This window comes from Streptomyces sp. NPDC002623, from assembly GCF_053592635.1.
Genome location: NZ_JBSFWB010000020.1, coordinates 116,144 through 133,805 on the forward strand (window position 1 = coordinate 116,144; position 17,662 = coordinate 133,805).

At 72.3% G+C, this 17,662-nt stretch carries 18 protein-coding genes and 1 pseudogene; 10 read left to right on the forward strand and 9 right to left on the reverse strand.

Annotation, left to right across the window (positions count from 1 at the left end; all coding sequences use genetic code 11):
• Positions 1 to 23: 23 nt before the first annotated feature.
• Complete coding sequence (locus tag ACWD4O_RS31505; RefSeq protein ID WP_451285053.1) at positions 24 to 1,358, forward strand: TerD family protein; 1,335 nt, start codon at positions 24 to 26, stop codon at positions 1,356 to 1,358.
• Positions 1,359 to 1,455: 97 nt separating this feature from the next.
• Here the strand turns inward: ACWD4O_RS31505 and ACWD4O_RS31510 are convergent, their stop codons facing one another.
• Entirely contained in the window at positions 1,456 to 2,433 is a 978-nt protein-coding gene (locus tag ACWD4O_RS31510) for an alpha/beta hydrolase (RefSeq protein ID WP_451285055.1), read from the reverse strand.
• A gap of 288 nt (positions 2,434 to 2,721) precedes the next feature.
• Between ACWD4O_RS31510 and ACWD4O_RS31515 the strand changes: the two genes are divergently transcribed.
• A complete protein-coding gene (locus tag ACWD4O_RS31515; protein ID WP_451285057.1) occupies positions 2,722 to 3,693 on the forward strand; it encodes a TerC family protein in 972 nt (323 codons plus the stop codon).
• Positions 3,694 to 3,798: 105 nt separating this feature from the next.
• On the opposite strand, the gene ACWD4O_RS31520 is transcribed toward ACWD4O_RS31515, so the two are convergent.
• Together ACWD4O_RS31520 and ACWD4O_RS31525 are read right to left on the reverse strand one after the other, a co-directional pair.
• Entirely contained in the window at positions 3,799 to 4,746 is a 948-nt protein-coding gene (locus ACWD4O_RS31520; protein ID WP_451285059.1) for an FkbM family methyltransferase, read from the reverse strand.
• A gap of 101 nt (positions 4,747 to 4,847) precedes the next feature.
• Positions 4,848 to 5,411, reverse strand: coding sequence for an NAD(P)H-dependent oxidoreductase (locus ACWD4O_RS31525; RefSeq protein ID WP_451285061.1), 564 nt, complete (start codon positions 5,409 to 5,411; stop codon positions 4,848 to 4,850).
• Between the two features lie 119 nt (positions 5,412 to 5,530).
• Between ACWD4O_RS31525 and ACWD4O_RS31530 the strand changes: the two genes are divergently transcribed.
• From ACWD4O_RS31530 to ACWD4O_RS31545, 4 genes and pseudogenes are all read left to right on the forward strand, one after another.
• Positions 5,531 to 6,247, forward strand: coding sequence for a TetR/AcrR family transcriptional regulator (locus ACWD4O_RS31530; protein WP_451285063.1), 717 nt, complete (start codon positions 5,531 to 5,533; stop codon positions 6,245 to 6,247).
• A gap of 66 nt (positions 6,248 to 6,313) precedes the next feature.
• Positions 6,314 to 7,351 (forward strand): LacI family DNA-binding transcriptional regulator, encoded by a 1,038-nt coding sequence (locus ACWD4O_RS31535; RefSeq protein ID WP_451285065.1) that lies wholly within the window; start codon positions 6,314 to 6,316, stop codon positions 7,349 to 7,351.
• Positions 7,352 to 7,397: 46 nt separating this feature from the next.
• Positions 7,398 to 7,699, forward strand: a pseudogene (locus tag ACWD4O_RS31540) (4-hydroxybenzoate 3-monooxygenase); the annotation flags it as partial.
• A 39-nt stretch (positions 7,700 to 7,738) separates the two neighbouring features.
• On the forward strand, positions 7,739 to 9,175 hold the full coding sequence (locus ACWD4O_RS31545) for a benzaldehyde dehydrogenase (RefSeq protein WP_451285067.1): 1,437 nt from the start codon (positions 7,739 to 7,741) through the stop codon (positions 9,173 to 9,175).
• 31 nt (positions 9,176 to 9,206) lie between these two features.
• Here the strand turns inward: ACWD4O_RS31545 and trxA are convergent, their stop codons facing one another.
• Positions 9,207 to 9,581, reverse strand: coding sequence for a thioredoxin (gene trxA, locus ACWD4O_RS31550; RefSeq protein ID WP_450944793.1), 375 nt, complete (start codon positions 9,579 to 9,581; stop codon positions 9,207 to 9,209).
• Between the two features lie 119 nt (positions 9,582 to 9,700).
• Here trxA and ACWD4O_RS31555 point away from each other — a divergent pair, with 119 nt between their 5' ends.
• Positions 9,701 to 11,122 (forward strand): dihydrolipoyl dehydrogenase family protein, encoded by a 1,422-nt coding sequence (locus ACWD4O_RS31555; RefSeq protein WP_451285070.1) that lies wholly within the window; start codon positions 9,701 to 9,703, stop codon positions 11,120 to 11,122.
• A gap of 36 nt (positions 11,123 to 11,158) precedes the next feature.
• On the opposite strand, the gene ACWD4O_RS31560 is transcribed toward ACWD4O_RS31555, so the two are convergent.
• Positions 11,159 to 11,803: a peptide deformylase gene (locus ACWD4O_RS31560; RefSeq protein ID WP_451285072.1), complete on the reverse strand. Its 645-nt coding sequence runs from the start codon at positions 11,801 to 11,803 to the stop codon at positions 11,159 to 11,161.
• A gap of 224 nt (positions 11,804 to 12,027) precedes the next feature.
• Between ACWD4O_RS31560 and ACWD4O_RS31565 the strand changes: the two genes are divergently transcribed.
• Positions 12,028 to 13,425, forward strand: a complete 1,398-nt coding sequence (locus tag ACWD4O_RS31565; RefSeq protein ID WP_451285074.1) for a PepSY-associated TM helix domain-containing protein — start codon at positions 12,028 to 12,030, stop codon at positions 13,423 to 13,425.
• Between the two features lie 159 nt (positions 13,426 to 13,584).
• Here the strand turns inward: ACWD4O_RS31565 and ACWD4O_RS31570 are convergent, their stop codons facing one another.
• Genes ACWD4O_RS31570 through ACWD4O_RS31580 form a run of 3 tightly spaced genes read right to left on the reverse strand, consistent with a single transcriptional unit; the run spans position 13,585 to position 14,917 of the window.
• On the reverse strand, positions 13,585 to 13,941 hold the full coding sequence (locus ACWD4O_RS31570) for a tetratricopeptide repeat protein (RefSeq protein WP_451285076.1): 357 nt from the start codon (positions 13,939 to 13,941) through the stop codon (positions 13,585 to 13,587).
• Positions 13,942 to 13,991: 50 nt separating this feature from the next.
• Positions 13,992 to 14,441, reverse strand: a complete 450-nt coding sequence (locus ACWD4O_RS31575; protein WP_451285078.1) for a MarR family winged helix-turn-helix transcriptional regulator — start codon at positions 14,439 to 14,441, stop codon at positions 13,992 to 13,994.
• Positions 14,438 to 14,917, reverse strand: a complete 480-nt coding sequence (locus ACWD4O_RS31580) for a MarR family winged helix-turn-helix transcriptional regulator (protein ID WP_451285080.1) — start codon at positions 14,915 to 14,917, stop codon at positions 14,438 to 14,440. Before ACWD4O_RS31580 ends, ACWD4O_RS31575 begins: the two co-directional genes overlap by 4 nt.
• A 187-nt stretch (positions 14,918 to 15,104) precedes the next feature.
• Here ACWD4O_RS31580 and ACWD4O_RS31585 point away from each other — a divergent pair, with 187 nt between their 5' ends.
• Positions 15,105 to 15,875, forward strand: coding sequence for an isoprenyl transferase (locus tag ACWD4O_RS31585; RefSeq protein WP_451285184.1), 771 nt, complete (start codon positions 15,105 to 15,107; stop codon positions 15,873 to 15,875).
• A gap of 28 nt (positions 15,876 to 15,903) precedes the next feature.
• Here ACWD4O_RS31585 and sigJ read toward each other — a convergent pair whose 3' ends face one another.
• Positions 15,904 to 16,845 carry an RNA polymerase sigma factor SigJ gene (gene sigJ / locus ACWD4O_RS31590; protein WP_451285082.1) on the reverse strand — a complete coding sequence of 314 codons (942 nt, stop codon included), beginning with the start codon at positions 16,843 to 16,845 and terminating at the stop codon, positions 15,904 to 15,906.
• 158 nt (positions 16,846 to 17,003) lie between these two features.
• Between sigJ and wrbA the strand changes: the two genes are divergently transcribed.
• Positions 17,004 to 17,615: an NAD(P)H:quinone oxidoreductase gene (gene wrbA, locus ACWD4O_RS31595; protein ID WP_451285084.1), complete on the forward strand. Its 612-nt coding sequence runs from the start codon at positions 17,004 to 17,006 to the stop codon at positions 17,613 to 17,615.
• Positions 17,616 to 17,662: the final 47 nt, after the last annotated feature.

Consider the following 17,662-nt stretch of genomic DNA (forward strand, 5'->3'; position numbering starts at 1 on the left):
GGGATCGCGTGGGGGTGGGCGACATGCCGGAGCTGGGCAAGGGCGGGAACACGGCGCTGGGGGCCGGACCGGTACGGATGGAGCTGTTCGCGCAGGGCGACCAGGTCGACCTGAGCGCTCTGCTCGTCGCGGCGGACGGCAAGGTGAGATCCGACGACGACCTGGTCTTCTACAACCAGCCCTCCGCGGAGTCCGACGCCGTACGGCACCGGACCGCCGACGCCGACGGCCCCGAGCGCGTCGAGGTGGACCCGGCGGCGCTGCCCGCGGACGTCGACCGGGTCGTGCTGGTGGCCAGCTGCGACCCCGACGACCGGACGCGCACGTTCAGCGAGGTGAAGAACGTCGAGGTGCGTGCCGTGCAGGACGGCGGCGAAGCGGTCGTCTTCCGGCCGCCGACCCTCACCGACGGCGAACGCGCGGTGCTGCTGACCGAGCTGTACCGGCGCGGCGGCGTATGGAAGCTGCGCGCCATCGGCCAGGGCTACGCCGACGGACTCGCCGGCCTCGCCACCGACTTCGGCATAGACGTCGCGGAGGAGGACGACGCGCCGGAGCCCGCGCCCGAGGAGACACCGGCGCCCGCCGCGCCCCCGGCCGCTGCCGTCGTCGCCCCGCCCCGGCCGAGCCTGGTCAAGCCGCCGCTCGGAAAGATCAGCCTCGACAAGGGCAGCCAGGTATCCCTGAGCCTGGACAAGGCCGACCGTGAGCTCGTCGTCACCGTCGCCCTGGAGTGGGACGGCGGCAGCGACCGGCGCCGCCGGGCGGGCGCCGACCTCGACCTGTACGCCCTCTTCGTGCCCGCGAGCACGGCGCTGCGCGGCCCGCAGGCGCCCGGCGCCCTCGTGAAGTCCGGCCACGTTCCGCAGGGCGAGCCGCTGCGCCCCGGCGGACAGCACACCGCCGGGGCCACAGCGAAGAAGGGCAAGAAGGAGAAGGCCGACGTCGTCTACTACAAGCGTCTCGGCTCGCTGGGGAGCCGTCCGTACATCGTCCTCGACGGCGACTCCAGGGTCCCCGGCCGTGAGGCCGTGCGGATCGCGCGCCCCGACGAGCAGGGCTACGTCCTGCTGTGCGCGTACTCGGCGGTCAGCAACGGCTTCGGCTCGTTCCGCAGCTTCGGCGCGAAGGTCGTCGTCGACGACGGCCGGGGCTCCAACGTCACCGTCCCGCTCTTCGAGAACACCAAGACCCGGTACTGGGTGGCGATCGCGCTCGTCGACTTCACCTCCGCCGACGGGGCGGCGATCCACCACATCGAGGCCTACAGCTCCCGGATGACGGAACGCCGGCCGGTGCTGCACCCCGACGGGACCATCGAGATGAACGCGGGCCCCGTGGAGTTCAAACGGCGCTGAGCGCCCCGAAGGGGCGCGAGGAACTGCGCGACCAGCCACGACGGCGCCGCAGCAAAACGACGGCACAGGCACGTCGTAGGCACTCCCAGCGGAGCGCTTACTCGGCGAGCAGCCTGCGCAGCCAGTCGAGGTGGGCCGCGCGGGCCGACTTCGACAGCGCGGCCTGCGGAGCGAAGCCGTCGAAGCCGTGGAAGCCGCCCGGCCAGACGTGCAGCTCGGCGACCCCGCCGGCCTGCCAGATCCGGGAGGCGAACGCGACGACCTCGTCCCGGAAGGTCTCGGCGGAGCCCACGTCGAGGAAGGCCGGGGGCAGCCCGGTCAGGTCCTCGGCCCGGGCGGGCGCCGCGTACGGGGAGACGTCCGGGCCGCCGCGCCGCTCGCCGAGCAGGGCGCCCCATCCGGTCGCGTTGGCCGTGCGGTCCCAGACGCCGAGGCCCGCCATCTGGTGGCTGGAGGGGGTGTCGTTGCGGTCGTCCAGCATCGGGCACATCAGCAGCTGTCCGAGCGGCCGCGGCCCCTGCCGGTCGCGCAGCAGCAGGCCGAGCGCGGCGCCGAGGCCGCCGCCCGCACTGGCCCCGGCGATCACGATCCGCTCGGGGTCGGCGCCCAGCTCCTTCGCGTGCTCCACCGTCCACAGCAGACCGGCGTACACGTCCTCGACCGGCGCCGGGTGCGGGTTCTCGGGCGCCAGCCGGTACTCCACGGACACCACGATCATGTCCAGTTCCCGCGCCCACTCCAGCGGTACGTCCACGCCGACCCGGTTGTTGCCGATGACCATGCCGCCGCCGTGCACGTGGTAGACGACGGGCCGCGGCCGGTCGGGAGCCGGCGAGGCGGGCCGGCAGATCAGCAGCGAGATCTCGGGGGAGCCCTCGGGTCCCGGCACCGTCCGGTCCTCGACCTCGAAGGCCCCGCCCAGGGTCAGATCCAGGTCGGCGAGCAGCGCGATGCCCGGACCCTGGCGGACGAACTCGATGTCCTCGGGGGTCATCCCCGGCTGGATCATCTCCTTGATGAGTTCCAGGGCGGCGGCGAGTTCGGGGTCGAAGGGCGGCGGCGGTACGGACGTCATGGGCTTCTCCTCACGCGGAACGCGGATGCGCGGCGGCTCGTGCGACGCGGTGCGACTTGGTGCGACTCGTGCCGGTCGTGCGGCCCATGTTCGGCCCGGCCGCCACTCGCCGGAGCACCGCCGTCCGGCGGAACCTGCCCGCCGTTCGGCGGGTGACAGCCGCTGCCGCCGTCCTCCGCCTCCGCAGCTTGCCAGGACATGACCTTTTGTTCACCTGTGAGGGGTGGAAAGCATCCGGTCTTCACGACAACGATTTTCACCCCCACACAGGTATCAGGAGTCCCACCCGTGAACATCTCGCTCTCCGTCTGGCTGCTGACCGTCGCGGCGCTCTGCGCGCTGGTCGCCGTCGACTTCCTCATCGGCCGCACCCCGCACGACGTCTCGGTCCGGGAGGCCGGCACCTGGACGGTCGTCTGGGTCGTCCTGGCCTGTCTGTTCGGACTCGGTCTGTTCCTCTTCGGCGGCGGGAGACCCACGGGGGAGTTCTTCGCCGGGTACATCACCGAGAAGTCGCTGAGCGTGGACAACCTCTTCGTGTTCGTGCTGATCATGGGCAAGTTCGCGGTGCCCACGCAGTACCAGCAGCGGGTGCTGATGGTGGGCGTGCTGATGGCCCTGGTGCTGCGCACGCTGTTCATCGCGGCCGGCGCGGCGATCATCTCGACGTTCTCGTGGGTGTTCTACCTCTTCGGCGCGTTCCTGATCTGGACGGCCTGGAAGCTGATCCAGGACGCCAAGAAGGGCGGGCACGAGGAGGAGTACGAGGAGAACAAACTGCTCAAGTCGGTGGAGAAACGATTCGGCGTGGCCGACCGCTACCACGGCACGAAGCTGTGGGTCGAGCAGAACGGCAAGCGGGTCATGACCCCGATGCTGGTCGTGATGCTCGCGATCGGCTCCACCGACGTGCTGTTCGCGCTCGACTCCATCCCCGCCATCTACGGGCTGACCGACGACCCGTACATCGTCTTCACGGCCAACGCCTTCGCGCTGATGGGCCTTCGGCAGCTGTACTTCCTGATCGGCGGCCTGCTGAAGAAGCTGGTCCACCTCAGCTACGGGCTGTCGGTCATCCTGGGCTTCATCGGCGTCAAGCTGCTGCTGCACGCGCTGCACGAGTCCGGGGTGCACGTGCCCGAGATCGGCATCCCGTTCTCGCTCGGCTTCATCGTGCTCGTCCTCGCGGTCACGACCGTCACGAGTCTGCGGGCCGCCAAGCGGCAGGAGGAGGCCGCGGCGGCCGGTTCCGCGGCATGACCGGCTCCGCGGCGTACCGCTCGGTGGCGTGACGGCTCGGTGGCGTGACGGATCCGCGGGCGCGCCCGGCTCAGGGGGGCGCCCGGCTAGGGGGTGGGCGCCCGGCTACGCGGTGGGCGCCGCGTCCGCGCGCATCAGCACGCAGTCGAACTCGATCACCCGCCCGGTGCTCGCCTCGCGGGTCACCGGGTACATGCCGGTGATGCCGAATCCGGCGGCCTCGTACACGGCGACGGCCTCGCCCATGCCGGGGCTGCCCTCGTACAGCTTCAGCACGGCGACCTCGGACTGCATCCCGACGAACTCCGCGGTCCGCTCCCCGGCCCCGGCGAAGACCTCCAGGTCGTAGCCCTGGGTGTCCATCTTGAGATAGGGGCGTGGATCGGTGAGGCCGTCCAGCGCCTCGTCCATGACCTCCGCGAGCCGCCGGACGCGGATCTCCTCGGTGTCGGGCGTCGTGAACCGGCTGTAGCGGCCCTTGCCGTAGTCGCTGGCCGGGAGCAGCGAGTTCATCGTCTTCCAGCCGGTGTGGATCTCGGCCGTGGTCTCCTCGCGGCCCAGTCCGTACCGGTGCACCCGCCAGGCGGGGTCGTTCGCGGCGGCCGCCTCCAGCCGGGCGAACGCCTGCGACGTGGGCTCGAAGGACACGATCCGGCCCGTGTAGCCGTGTCTGCGCAGCCCCTTGGCGTACTGGCCGGTGTTGGCGCCGACGTCGAGGACGCAGTTCACGCCGTAGAGCTCCAGCATCGCGGCCACGTGCTGGGTGCAGAGGTACGCGGCGGCCGCCAGCTGCAGTTTGCGCTCGTCCTGCCGGTCCGGGGCGTCCATCAGGAGCACGGCGCCCGTGTCGCCCAGCCGCACGACGTCGCTTTCGACGACCTCGGACCGCGCCGCGTCCGTCGTCCGCCGCAGTACCCAGGTGTCCTTGTCCGTGCCGGTCACCCGGTACGGACCGCCGCGCCGCGAGACCACCGCCGTGCCCGGCCCGAGGTCGGTCACCTCGACGCCGATGCGCGGCAGCAGGGCGAGCAGTCGTCGATACAGGGTTCGCATCCCCCAGCCCTATCAGACGCGACCGGCTGCGGTCTGCATGTCGACTGACGACAAAAAAAGGGGCCCGGCGGTCGCGCCGGGCCCCTTCTCGGTCAGCGTGCTCAGGCGGCCTTGACCTCGCCCGCGTGGCCGTGCAGCCGGGCCACGACCTCGGTCAGCTGGGCGGCGACCTCGGTGTCGTCGACCGGGTGGGTCTCCGCGAAGCGGGTCAGGGAGCCCGGGATGGAGAGCTTCAGGTCCTCGATCACCTGGCCGCCGGCGATGCCCACGGCCTTGCGGGCCTCGTCCTGCGCCCAGACGCCGCCGAACTGGCCGAACGCGGTGCCGACCACGGCGACGGGCTTGCCGCCGAAGGCGCCGGCGCCGTAGGGGCGGGACAGCCAGTCGATGGCGTTCTTGAGCACGGCCGGGATGGTGCCGTTGTACTCGGGGGAGAAGAGCAGGAAGGCGTCGGCGGCCTGGGCGGCCTCGCGCAGCTTGGCGGCGGCAGCCGGGACGCTGCCCTCGACGTCGAGGTCCTCGTTGTAGAAGGGGATCTCGGCAAGGCCTTCGAAGAGGTCGACCTGGGCGCCCTCGGGAGCGACCTTGACGGCCGCCTCGGCGAGCTGGCGGTTGGTCGAACCGGCGCGAAGGCTGCCGACGAGCGCGAGGATGCGGACAGACATGGGTACTCCCAGAGAGCTGAAACATTGCCGTTACGAATCCGGACCGGGGTCCGTTTAATGTTCTAGCACTCTAACCGGACCACGGTCCAGTTTCATTCCCGGTGCTTTACGCTGAGTTCATGTCCAGCCTTCTGCCACCTTGTCCGGAGCCCGAGGAGAGGACCGACGAACCCGAGTTGCTGCAGCTCGGGTCGGCCGGCGACGAGCCGTGCCTGCGTGCCGACGCGGCCCGCAACCGGGCCCGGCTGCTGGACGCGGCCGCCCGGCTGATCGCCGAGCACGGCGCGGCCGGGGTCACCATGGAGGCGGTGGCGAGCGCGGCGAACGTGGGCAAGGGCACGGTGTTCCGCCGCTTCGGCGACCGCACCGGGCTGCTGACCGCGCTCCTGGACCACTCCGAGCGCAAGTTCCAGGCCGCCTTCCTGAGCGGTCCGCCGCCGCTGGGGCCGGGCGCGCCGCCCGTGGAGCGGCTGAGGGCCTTCGGCGTCGCCCTGCTGAGGCGCTGCGTCGACGAGCTGGATCTGCAGCTGGCGGCCGAGCCCGGACCGGACCGCCGCTACTCGGTGCCGGTGCGCCGCGTCCACCACAGCCATCTGGCCCTGCTGCTGCGCCAGGCGCTGCCCGACGCGGACGGCGAACTGCTCGCCCACACGCTCATGGGGTACCTCAACCCGGTCCTGGTGCACCACCTCACCCGGCAGTGCGGCATGCCGCCGGCGCGGCTGGAGGCCGGCTGGAGCGAATTGATCGACCGGGTCACCAGCGGTGCGACCGGCGGGGTGACCAGTGGTGTGACCAGCGCGGTCACCGGCGCGGTGCCCTCGGCCCGGGGCTGAGCCGCCGATCCCGTCGTCCCCCCGCCCGACACGCCGCGCACAGCTTCTGCCAAGATGCGTCACGTCATGGTGCAGATACCGAACACGCCCGCGCCGACGAAGTCGCCGGCGACGCGCCCCGTGCCCACGAGCGCCGACGTGGCCCGCCTGGCCGGCGTCTCGCGCGCGACCGTCTCCTATGTCCTGAACAACACCAGCGCCGTACGCATCAGCGAACCCACCCGCCGCCGGGTCCACGAGGCCGCCAAGGAACTCGGGTACGTGCCGCACGCGGCGGCCCGCACGCTGCGCGCCGGTCACAGCCGCATGGTGCTGATGCCCACCCTGCCGGTCCCGGCGGGGCCGCTCTACAGCCAGTTCGTGCACGAGTTCCAGGGCGCGCTCAGCCGCCTCGACTACACCGTCGTCCAGTACGGCGCCAGCGGACTGTCCGGCGACGCCGCCGCCCGCGCCTGGGCCGAACTGCGGCCGGTCGCCGTGCTGGTGCCCGTGCCGGGCCTCGGCCCGGAGGGGGTGGCCGTCCTCAAGCGCTCCGGGGCCCGGGCCGTGGTGACGTTCAGCCCCGAACAGGTCGAGGGCGCCCACGCGGTGCTCCTGGACCACGCCGGCGTCGGACGCCGGGCCGTCGGGCACCTGTACGCCCGCGGCCGCCGCAGGATCGGCGTGGTCGTCCCCGAGGAACGGGGCATGGAGATGTTCTCCGCGCCCCGGCTCCGCGGCGCCCGCGAGGCCCTGCAGAGCGCCGACGCCACCGTCACCGAGCTGTCCCTCGCCTACACGCAGAGCTCCGCGGCCGCCCTCGCCGCCCGCTGGCCCGACCTCGGTCTCGACGCCGTGTTCGCCTACAACGACGAGTACGCGATGCTGCTGATGCGCGCACTCCAGGACGTGGGCCTGCGCGTTCCCGAGGACGTGGCCGTCATCGGCGCCGACGACCTCATGCTCGGGCGGCTGCTGCGGCCCCGGCTCAGCACGGTCCGGATCGAGCTGCCCTCCGGCCGTGACCTCGCCTCGCTGGTCGACCGGGCCGTCCGCAACCCCGCGGCCGCCCCCGAGTCGCACGGGCTCATCGAGGCCACCGTGGTGCACCGCGACTCCAGCTGAACTACGGTTCCTGGGGAGGCACGTCATGCGCACGACGGTCGGCGTCATCGGCTGCGACCGGGAGCTGCGCCGTGGCCCGGTCACCGCCAAGTCCGTGACCCCGATGCGCAGTTGTGTCCGCGAGCCGCTCCACCCGACTGCTGGACGGGGTATGCGGAGCTGGGTCTGCAACGTGTGTGGCAGGCGACACGTTTTTCCTACGACATGACTAAGATGTTGCACGCTCAACCAGATGGGGATGCGTTCGACCACCGGATGCAGCTCGCCCGGCTGCGCCGGATCACCGCATCCCGCCATGCCGCCGCCGAACCGGCGGCCAACTACACGGGACTTCCCCTCCCCCTGTGAGAGCCGCGAGTCCCGCGGGTCACCGATCGGAGAGCCTTCATGCCGCTGCTCGACCCCCAGACCTGGCAGCCCCGCACGCTGTCGGGGCCCCGGTACACCGTCACCGAGCCCGCCACCGGCGACCAGCTGGGCAGGGTCGTCCTGGCAGGCGCCGAGGACGTCGGCCCCGCCGCCGAGGCCGCCCGCGCCGCGCAGACCGAGTGGGCGCGGCTTCCGCACTTCGTCCGTGCCGGAGTGCTGCGCAAGGCCGGCGATCTGTTCGCTGCGCACGCCGAGGAACTGCGCGAGTGGATCGTCCGCGAGTCCGGCTCCATCCCGGGCAAGGCCGACTTCGAGCTGCACGTCGCCGCCCAGGAGTGCTACGAGGCCGCCGCCCTGGCCTCCCGCCCGGCCGGCCAGGTCCTGCCCAGCGAGGCGCCCCGGCTCTCGTACACCCGGCGCGTCCCGGTCGGCGTGGTGGGCGTGATCTCCCCGTTCAACGCCCCGCTGATCCTCTCGATCCGCTCCGTCGCGCCCGCCCTCGCGCTCGGCAACGCGGTCGTCCTCAAGCCGGACCCGCGCACCGCCGTCTGCGGCGGCCTCGCCCTGGCCGCGGTCTTCGCCGAGGCCGGACTGCCCGAGGGACTGCTGCACGTGCTGCCGGGCGGCGCCGAGACGGGCGCCGCGCTGGTCGCCGACCCGCGGGTCCCCGTCATCTCCTTCACCGGGTCCACCGCGGCCGGCCGCGCGGTCGGCGAGGCCGCCGGACGTCACCTCAAGCGGGCGCATCTGGAACTCGGCGGCAACTCCGCGATGATCGTGCTGGAGGACGCCGACCTGGACGCGGTGATCTCCACGGCGGCCTGGGGCTCGTTCTTCCACCAGGGCCAGATCTGCATGACCACCGGCCGCCACCTGGTGCACGCCTCCCTCTACGAGGAGTACGTCGAGCGGCTCGCGGCGAAGGCCGACGCCCTCGCCGTCGGCGACCCGCACCGCGGGCAGGTCCACCTCGGGCCGCTCATCGACGCCGGCCAGCTCAGCAAGGTGCACGGCCTGGTGGAGGCCAGCACCGCGGCCGGCGCGAAGCTCGCCGCGGGCGGCACGCACGAGGACCTCTTCTACCGGCCGACGGTCCTCGCGGGCGTCGACGACACCACCCCCGCCTACGCGGAGGAGGTCTTCGGCCCGGTGGCCCCCGTGCGCCCGTTCACCACCGTCGACGAGGCCGTGGCCCTGGCCGCGCAGAGCTCCTACGGCCTCTCGCTCGGCATCGTCACCCGGGACGCCGCGCGCGGCCTCGACCTCGCCGAACGCATCCCGACCGGCATCGTGCACATCAACGACCAGACGGTGAACGACGAGGCCGTCGCCCCCTTCGGCGGGGTCGCCGCCTCCGGCACCGGCGCCCGCTTCGGCGGCGAGTCCAACCTGGAGGCCTTTACCGACGTCCGCTGGACGACGGTACGGGCCGACGTGGCGCCGTACCCGTTCTAAGCCCTCATCAGGGGTAAGCCCTCATCAGGGGTTACTCGCTCTTGGCCTGCTCGGCCTCGACGGCCTTGCGGACCTCGTCCATGTCCAGCTTGCGCGCCTGTCCGATGACGTCCGTGAGGGCGGCCTCGGGCAGGGCGCCCGGCTGGGCGAAGACGGCGACCCGGTCCCGCACGATCATCAGCGTCGGGATCGACTGGATGTTGAACGCCGCGGCCAGCTCCGGCTGCGCCTCGGTGTCCACCTTGCCGAACACCAGGTCCGGGTTCTCCTGCGCCGCCTTGTCGTAGACGGGGGCGAACTGACGGCACGGCCCGCACCAGGACGCCCAGAAGTCGATCAGCACGAAGTCGTTCTCGGTGACCGTCTGGTCGAAGTTCTCCTTGGTGAGCTCCACGGTGCTGCTCATGACCTGATTCCTTCTTCCTGGTGTGGGGCGAAGCAGTCCGCACAACACGGTCGGCGGATCGCGTATTCCGCGCCCCTACCCGTGTGGCCGCCCCGCACACCACGCACCAGACTGGCCCCATGACGGAAACGGAAACCATCGCGTACGACGTCGTGGTGCTCGGGGCCGGGCCCGTGGGGGAGAACGTCGCCGATCGCACCCGCGCAGCCGGTCTCACCACCGCGGTCGTGGAGAGCGAGCTGGTCGGCGGCGAGTGCTCGTACTGGGCCTGTATGCCCAGCAAGGCCCTGCTGCGCCCGGTGCTCGCCCGCGCCGACGCCCGCCGCGTGCCCGGTCTCGCCCAGGCGGTCCAGGGCCCCCTCGACGTCCCCGCGGTCCTCGCCCATCGCAACTACTACACCTCCGACTGGCACGACGACGGCGCGGCCCAGTGGCTCGACGGCATCGGCGCCGACCTCTACCGCGGCCGGGGCCGGCTCACCGGCCCGCGCACGGTGACCGTGGGCGACAAGGTGCTCACCGCCCGGCACGCCGTGGCGATCGCCACCGGCACCCGCGCCGCCCTGCCCGATCTGCCGGGGCTCGCCGAGGTGAAGCCCTGGACCAACCGGGAGGCGACCAGCTCACAGACCGTGCCCGGCCGGCTCGTCGTGGTCGGCGGGGGAGTCGTGGCCGCCGAGATGGCCACCCTCTACCAGGCGCTCGGCTCGCGGGTCACCATGCTGGTGCGCGGCAAGGGCCTGCTCAACCGGATGGAGCCGTTCGCCGGCGAACTCGTCGTCGAGGCGCTCACCGAAGCGGGCGCGGACATCCGCACCGGCGTCTCGGTGGAGTCCGTGAGCCGTACGGCGGACGGCGTCGTCGTGGTCGTCACCGGGACCGGGGACCGTCTCGAGGCCGACGAGATCCTCTTCGCCACCGGACGCACCCCGCGCACCGACGACATCGGTCTGGACACCGTCGGCCTGGAGCCCGGCTCCTGGCTGGGCGTCGACGACAGCCTGCGGGTGAACGGCACCGACTGGCTGTACGGGGTCGGCGACGTCAACCACCGTGCCCTCCTGACCCACCAGGGCAAGTACCAGGCCCGGATCGCGGGCGCCGCCATCGCCGCCCGCGCCGCCGGGACGCCCCTCCTGCAGACCGAGCCGTGGGGCGCCCACGCGGCCACGGCCGACCATCACGCCGTCCCCCAGGTGGTGTTCACCGACCCGGAGGCGGGGGCGGTCGGCCTCTCCCTGGCGGAGGCGGAACAGGCCGGGCACCGGGTGCGGGCCGTCGACGTCGACATGGCCTCGGCGGCCGGAGCGGGTCTGTACGCCGACGGGTACAACGGCCGCGCCCGGATGATCGTCGACCTGGACGAGGAGATCCTGCGCGGGGTCACCTTCGTCGGACCGGGCGTCAGCGAGCTGGTCCACTCGGCGACGGTCGCGGTCGCCGGCCAGGTGCCGATCGCCCGTCTGTGGCACGCGGTGGCGGCCTACCCGACGATCAGCGAGGTGTGGCTGCGGCTGCTGGAGGCGTACCGGGACAACTGACCTGCGACCTACGGCAACTGCCCTACGGCAACCGACCTACGGCAACTCGAAGTTCAGCGCCCGCGCCGCCTCCTGCGGCGTGGGCTGCGTCCAACGCTCCAGCACGGCCTGGTTGGCCGACAGCGAGCGCGGTTCGGCCCGGTCGAGGTAGAGCAGCCCGTCGAGGTGGTCCGTCTCATGCTGGACGATACGGGCGGGCCACCCGGCGAACACCTCGTCCAGCGGCCGCCCCTGCTCGTCCTCGCCGGTCAGCCGCACCTCGGCGGGCCGGGCCACCACCGCCTGGTAGCCGGGCACGCTCAGACAGCCCTCGAAGAAGCCGACCCGCGCGGAACCGACCGGCTCGTAGGACGGGTTGACCAGGACCCGGAACGGCAGCGGCACCCGCCCGCGGGTCAGCCGCACCTCCTCCGGCACCGGAGCGGGGTCCTCGATCACCGCGATCCGCAGTTCCACACCGACCTGCGGGGCGGCGAGACCGACGCCCGGGGCGGCGAGCATGGTGACGCGCAGCGCCTCCACGAACCGGGCCAGCAGGGCGGGGTCGAGCTCGCCGTCGTAGCGTGCGGTCCCGGCCCGCAGGACCGGGTCGCCGGCCGCGACGATGGGCAACGGGCCGCCGGGGGCGAGGAGTTCCTCGATCCGGTCGGCAAGGGGCGCGCGGGGACTGGGAGATGCCATTCGGCCAGGATGCCACGACCGAGGCCCATGTGACGCAGGTCACTCGAAGTGGTCGGAACTCGGCGGGGTCCCGTTCCGACTACCTGTGCGACCACCTGTCCGATCGTCTGTGCGATCGCCTGATCGCCCCGCCCGGGAACCGTCCCCTTCCCGGCGACTCCCCGCCTGTCGAATCCTTACCCGCCGACTCCCCGCCCCGTCCCCGACCCCGGAGAAGCCCGCCGATGTCCATCGCTCCCCCGACCAGCACGGACGAGGTCCCGCAGGCAGCGGCCCCCGCGCCGAAGTCCCGCGGCCCATGGGCCCCGCTGCGCCCCCTGGTCCTGCGCCTGCACTTCTACGCCGGCCTGTTCGTCGCGCCCTTCGTGCTGATCGCCGCCGTCACCGGGTTTCTCTACGCCGGCGCGTTCCAGGCCGAGAAGCTCCTGTACTCCCATGAGCTGACCGTGCCGGTCGGTGACACCAAGCTGCCGATCTCCGAGCAGGTGGACGCCGCCCGCAAGGCCCATCCCGAGGGAACGGTCTCGGCCGTGCGCCCCTCGCCGGAGGACGACGCCACGACCCGGGTGATGCTGTCGGGCGTCGAGGGGGTCACCGCCACCCACACCCTCGCGGTGTTCGTCGACCCGTACACCGGCAAGGTGCGCGGCGCGCTGGAGCAGTACGGCTCGACCGGCGCGCTGCCGCTGCGCACCTGGATCGACGAGTTCCACCGCGACCTGCACCTCGGTGAGAACGGGCGTCTCTACAGCGAGTTCGCCGCGAGCTGGCTGTGGGTGATCGCGGGCGGCGGGGTCGCGCTGTGGTTCTCCCGCCGCCGCGCCCTGCGCAAGGTGCGCGGCACCAGCGGGCGGCGGCGCACGCTCGGGCTGCACGGCACGGTCGGCGTGTGGGCCGCCGCCGGGTTCTTCTTCCTGTCCGCGACCGGACTGACCTGGTCGACGTACGCGGGCGCCAACGTCGACGAACTGCGCACCTCTCTCGGCCAGTCCACCCCGTCGGTCTCCGCGGCCGCGGGCGGCGGCGAGCACGCCGGGCACGACTCGGCGTCCGCTGCGGGCGGGGACGGCGAGCACGGCGTCGGCCTCGACAAGATCCTGTCCGCCGCGCGCGCCGAGGGCCTGGGCGACCCGGTCGAGATAGTCCCGCCCGCGGACGCGTCCTCCGCGTACGTGGTCAAGCAGGTGCAGCGCAGCTGGCCCGAGAAGCAGGACGCGGTCGCGATCGACCCGGCCACCGGCGAGGTCACCGACGTGCTGCGGTTCGCGGACCACCCGCTGCTCGCCAAGCTGACCCGATGGGGCATCGACCTGCACACCGGCGTTCTGTTCGGCCTGGTCAACCAGCTCGCGCTGATGGTCCTCACGCTCTCCCTGATCCTGCTGATCGTGCTGGGCTACCGCATGTGGTGGCAGCGCGGCCGCGGCTCCTCCTTCGGCCGGCCGATCCCGCGCGGCGCCTGGGCGCAGGTTCCGCCGTACGTCCTGGTCCCGCTGATGGCGGGGGTCGCCGTGGTCGGCTACTTCATCCCGCTCCTCGGCATCCCGCTGGCCGGCTTCCTGCTCGTGGACATCGTCCTCGGCGAGATCGCGTACCGACGGGGGCGGCGGACGGCGGTCTGAGCACCGGTACGGAGCGGTACGGCAGCGGTACGGCAGCGACATGGGAGCGACACGAGAACGGCCCGGCGGTGGGTTCCATCGCCGGGCCGCTTCTTCGGCTCCGCTTCTTCGTCTTTCCGGGAGTCTCCCCGTGCGGCTTCCCGCGCGTCTCCCGTGCCGTCACTCCTGCGGGAAGTCGCCCGCCAGCGCCGAGGCGATCCGCAGGTGCGGTCCCGCCTCGCCGGGCCGGCCCTGGCGCTCCAGGGTGCGGCCGAGCATCAGCCGGGCGTAGTGCTCCACCGGGTCACGCTCGACGATCACCCGCAACTCGGCTTCGGCGCGGAGCAGTTGGGCCGAGTGGTAGTAGGCGCGGGCCAGCAGCAGCCGGGGCCCGGTCTGCTCCGGCACCTCCTCGACGAGTCCGACCAGCACCTGCGCGGCCGTCGCGTACTCCTTGGCGTCGAAGAACTGCTGTGCTCGCTCCCACCGCTCCGCCGCCGTTCCGTGGGCGTAGTACGTGGTGTATGTCGTGTCCACTCGTGACCTCCTTCGGGGCGGTCAACCGGACTAGGTAGTTGAATATTCCACTACGACTGGCCGGCGAGCGCGGCCAGCTCCGCCTCGGCCCGCTCGGTGACGTGGACGAGGACCCGGCCGGCGGCCGCCAGATCCTCCGGCGGGATTCCGGCGTAGATCCGGGCGGTGCTCCCGCCCGTCTCGGCGAGGACGGCGGCGATCAGCTCGCGTCCGGCGTCCGTGGGCCCGACCAGGGTGCCGTCGGCCGCCAGCAGCCCCTTGGCGAGGAGCTCGTCGACGGTGCGGTGCACGTCCGCCGGGTCGTTCTTGAGCGACCCGGCGATCTGCTCGACGAGCGCGTCGAGCTCCAGCGGCCCGTCGGCGAGGACGGTCGCCCGCAGGGTCAACTGCTCGAGGAAGGTGGCCCCGTGGCGGGCCAGGAAGTGCTCCAGGACGGCGCGGCTCGCGTAGTGCGCCCGGCCGATGAGGCGGCTGTCGGCGGGAGGTGCGGTGGTGGTCATGACTCCCCCTGGGAGGTCTCGATGGGTTCGAGCGGTACGTCGAGCAGGGTCCTCAGCTCGTCGGTCAGCGCGCGTGTCCGGGCGCTCTTCAGGCCGCCCAGAGGCGCCAGCAGCTGCTCCAGCAGCCCCTGGACGACCGTGATCGCGCGGCGGGTCACGTCCTCGCCCTGTGCGGTGAGCGCGAGTTGGACCGCTCGCGGGTCGCGGGGGTCCCGGTTCCGCTCGATCAGGCCGGCGGACTCCAGGGCTCGGGCGAGCTTCGAGACGTAGAGCGGCTCCAGGCCGGTGTGGTCGGCGAGCCGCCGCTGGCTGGGGCGCTCGCCCGCGTGCTGCATGCCGTACAGCGATGCGACCAGCGAGTACTGCGCGTGGGTGAGACCGAGCGGAGCCACCGCCCGGTCCACCGCCACACGCCACTTCGTCGACAGACGCCATACGAGGAAACCGGGCGTGGCCCGTTCGGAACCCTTGCTCATGCTCGATAGAGTACATGGCTACTATGTCCATGGCTACTATATTCAGGAGTGCCGTGCGACGCCGAACAGCACATCGCCGGCCGCGTCGAGCGGGGCTGCCGGGCCCCCGGGCCGGGTAGCGGGCGCCGGGCGATACGGTGGCCCCCGGTCGGTCGTTGGCGGGGACGAAGGGACATGGCACGTGGCACTGAGGGCGCTTCGCTCGGCATTGGAAGCCCTGTACGTCAGGCGCCTGGCGCGCAAGTTGGAGGGCAAACCCCGTCCCCGGCACGTCGCCATCATGCTGGACGGCAACCGCCGGTGGGCGCGCGGAGCCGGGCACGACGACGTCCGCGAGGGCTACCGCGTCGGCGGTGCGAAGGTCGGCGACTTCCTGCGCTGGTGCGCCGCCGCGGACATCGAGCACGTCACCCTGTGGATGCTGTCCGACGACAACCTCCACCGGCCGCCGGCCGAGCTCGAGCCGCTGCTCGCCATCATCGAGGAGACCGTGGCCAGCATCTGCGCGGCCGACGAGGACTGGCGGATCGAGGTCATCGGCGCGCTGGACCTGCTGCCGGCGGACACCGCGCGGGCCCTGAAGGACGCCGTCGCGGGCACCACCCACCGGGCGGGCCTCAAGGTCGATGTGGCGGTCGGCTACGGCGGGCGCCGCGAGATCATCGACGCGGTCCGGTCCGCCTTCGACAAACACATCTCCGCCGGGGGCGACCCGCGCGAACTGGCCGAGAACTTCGACCTCCAGCACATCTCCGACAACCTCTACTCCTCGGCGGGCCGCGACACCGACTTCGTCATCCGCACCTCCGGCGAGCAGCGGCTGTCCGGCTTTCTGCTCTGGCAGTCCGCATACGCGGAGGTGCACTTCGTCGAAGTCCTGTGGCCTGCCTTCCGTGAGATAGACCTGCTGCGCGCACTGCGCTCGTACGCGGCCCGGGAGCGGCGCTACGGCAGGTGAGCAACGGCAGGTGAGCATCGGACGGCGGTCAGCCCGCCGTCCGCCAGGGTCGGAGCTTGTCGGGGTTGAGCACCGCCCAGATCCGCTTGATCCGGTCGCCCGACACGTCGAACGCCAGCACCGACACGGAGACGCCGTCCACCTGGGCGACCAGCCCCGGCTGACCGTTGACCGTGCTCTCCACCAGCGTCACGCCGGGCGCCGAGTCCATCCGGCCGGCGAAGAAGTGCGCGATCCGCTCGGCGCCCTCGACCGGGTGGAGCGCGGCCGGGACGAGCCCGCCGCCGTCGCCGGTCGCCGTGGCGTCGGGGGCGAGCAGCCCGATGAGGGCGTCGATGTCCTTGGCCTCCCACGCCTGCTTGAAGGCCCGGACGGTGTCGGCGCGCAGGGCTGCCGGGGCCGCGGCGGACTGCGAGGCGCGTATCCGGCGGCGGGCCGACGAGGCCAGTTGCCGGCACGCCGTCGGCGTCCGGCCGACGATCGCGGCCACTTCGGCGAAGGAGTAGCGGAAGACGTCGTGCAGGATGAACGCGACCCGCTCGGCCGGGGTCATCAGGTCGAGGACGACGAGGAAGGCCATGTTGATCGACTCGTCGAGGGTGACCCGGTCGGCCGGGTCGGCGGCGGCGGTGCCGACCCACCGCCCGCTGACCCACTGGGTGCCGTCGGGCAGCGGCTCCGGGACCCATTCCCCGACGTAGCGCTCCCGCCGGGCCCGTGCCGAGCCGAGCAGGTCGAGGCAGATGCGGCTGGCGACCGTCGTCAGCCAGGCGCCGGGGGCGTCGACGGCGTTCCGTTGCTGCGGCGACATGGCGTACCAGCGGGTGTAGGTCTCCTGCACGACGTCCTCGGCCTCGGTCAGTGAGCCGAGGAGCCGGTACGTGAGGCTGATCAGCTGCTGCCGCTCGCTCATGATCGCGTTCAGGCTCGGATCGGGCCTGCCGTGCTCGGACGTGGACGGTTCGGTCATGGTGTCGCCGACTCCCTCGGTCGCTCTGTCCCCGTTCAGTTCGACGAGACAGCACGGCGGAATGTGAGCCGGGCGCCGCGTCGCCTCACGTTCCGCAGGGCTGCGTCGTCGGCACTGATGAACGGAAACGCTATCCCGGTGATGAAAGTAGGCAACCGATGTCTGAGTCGGTCAACGTCTCGATCATTTACTACAGCTCGACGGGCAATGTGCACGCTTTGGCGCAGGCGGCCGTCGAGGGTGCGGAGAAGGCCGGCGCGCAGGTGCGACTCCGCAAGGTCGCGGAGACGGCCCCGCAGGAGGCGGTCGACTCCCGGGCGGAGTGGGCCCAGCACCTTCAGGACACCGCCGACGTCGCCCAGGTGAGCCTCGACGACCTGGAGTGGGCGGACGTGGTGCTGTTCGGCACCCCCACCCGCTTCGGCAACCCGGCCAGCCAGCTCAGGGCCTTCATGGAGACCACCGGCCCGCTGTGGTTCCAGGGCAAGCTCGCGGGCAAGGTGTACTCGGCCTTCACCGCCTCCAACACCGCCCACGGCGGCCAGGAGTCGACCCTCCTGGCGCTGGGGAACACCTTCTACCACTGGGGCGGAGTCATCGTGCCCCCTGGCTACACCGACCCCGTCCAGTTCCAGTCGGGCAACCCCTACGGCACCTCCCACGTGGCCGGCGACGGCGCGCCCGGTGAGGTGCCCCTGCAGGCGGCCCGCCACCAGGCCCGCCGTGCCGTCGAGATCGCGGCCGCCCTCAAGGCCGGCCGCGCGGCCTGATCCGGCGCGGAACGCATGGGCCGCTGACCGCCGAAGAGCTCGCCGCC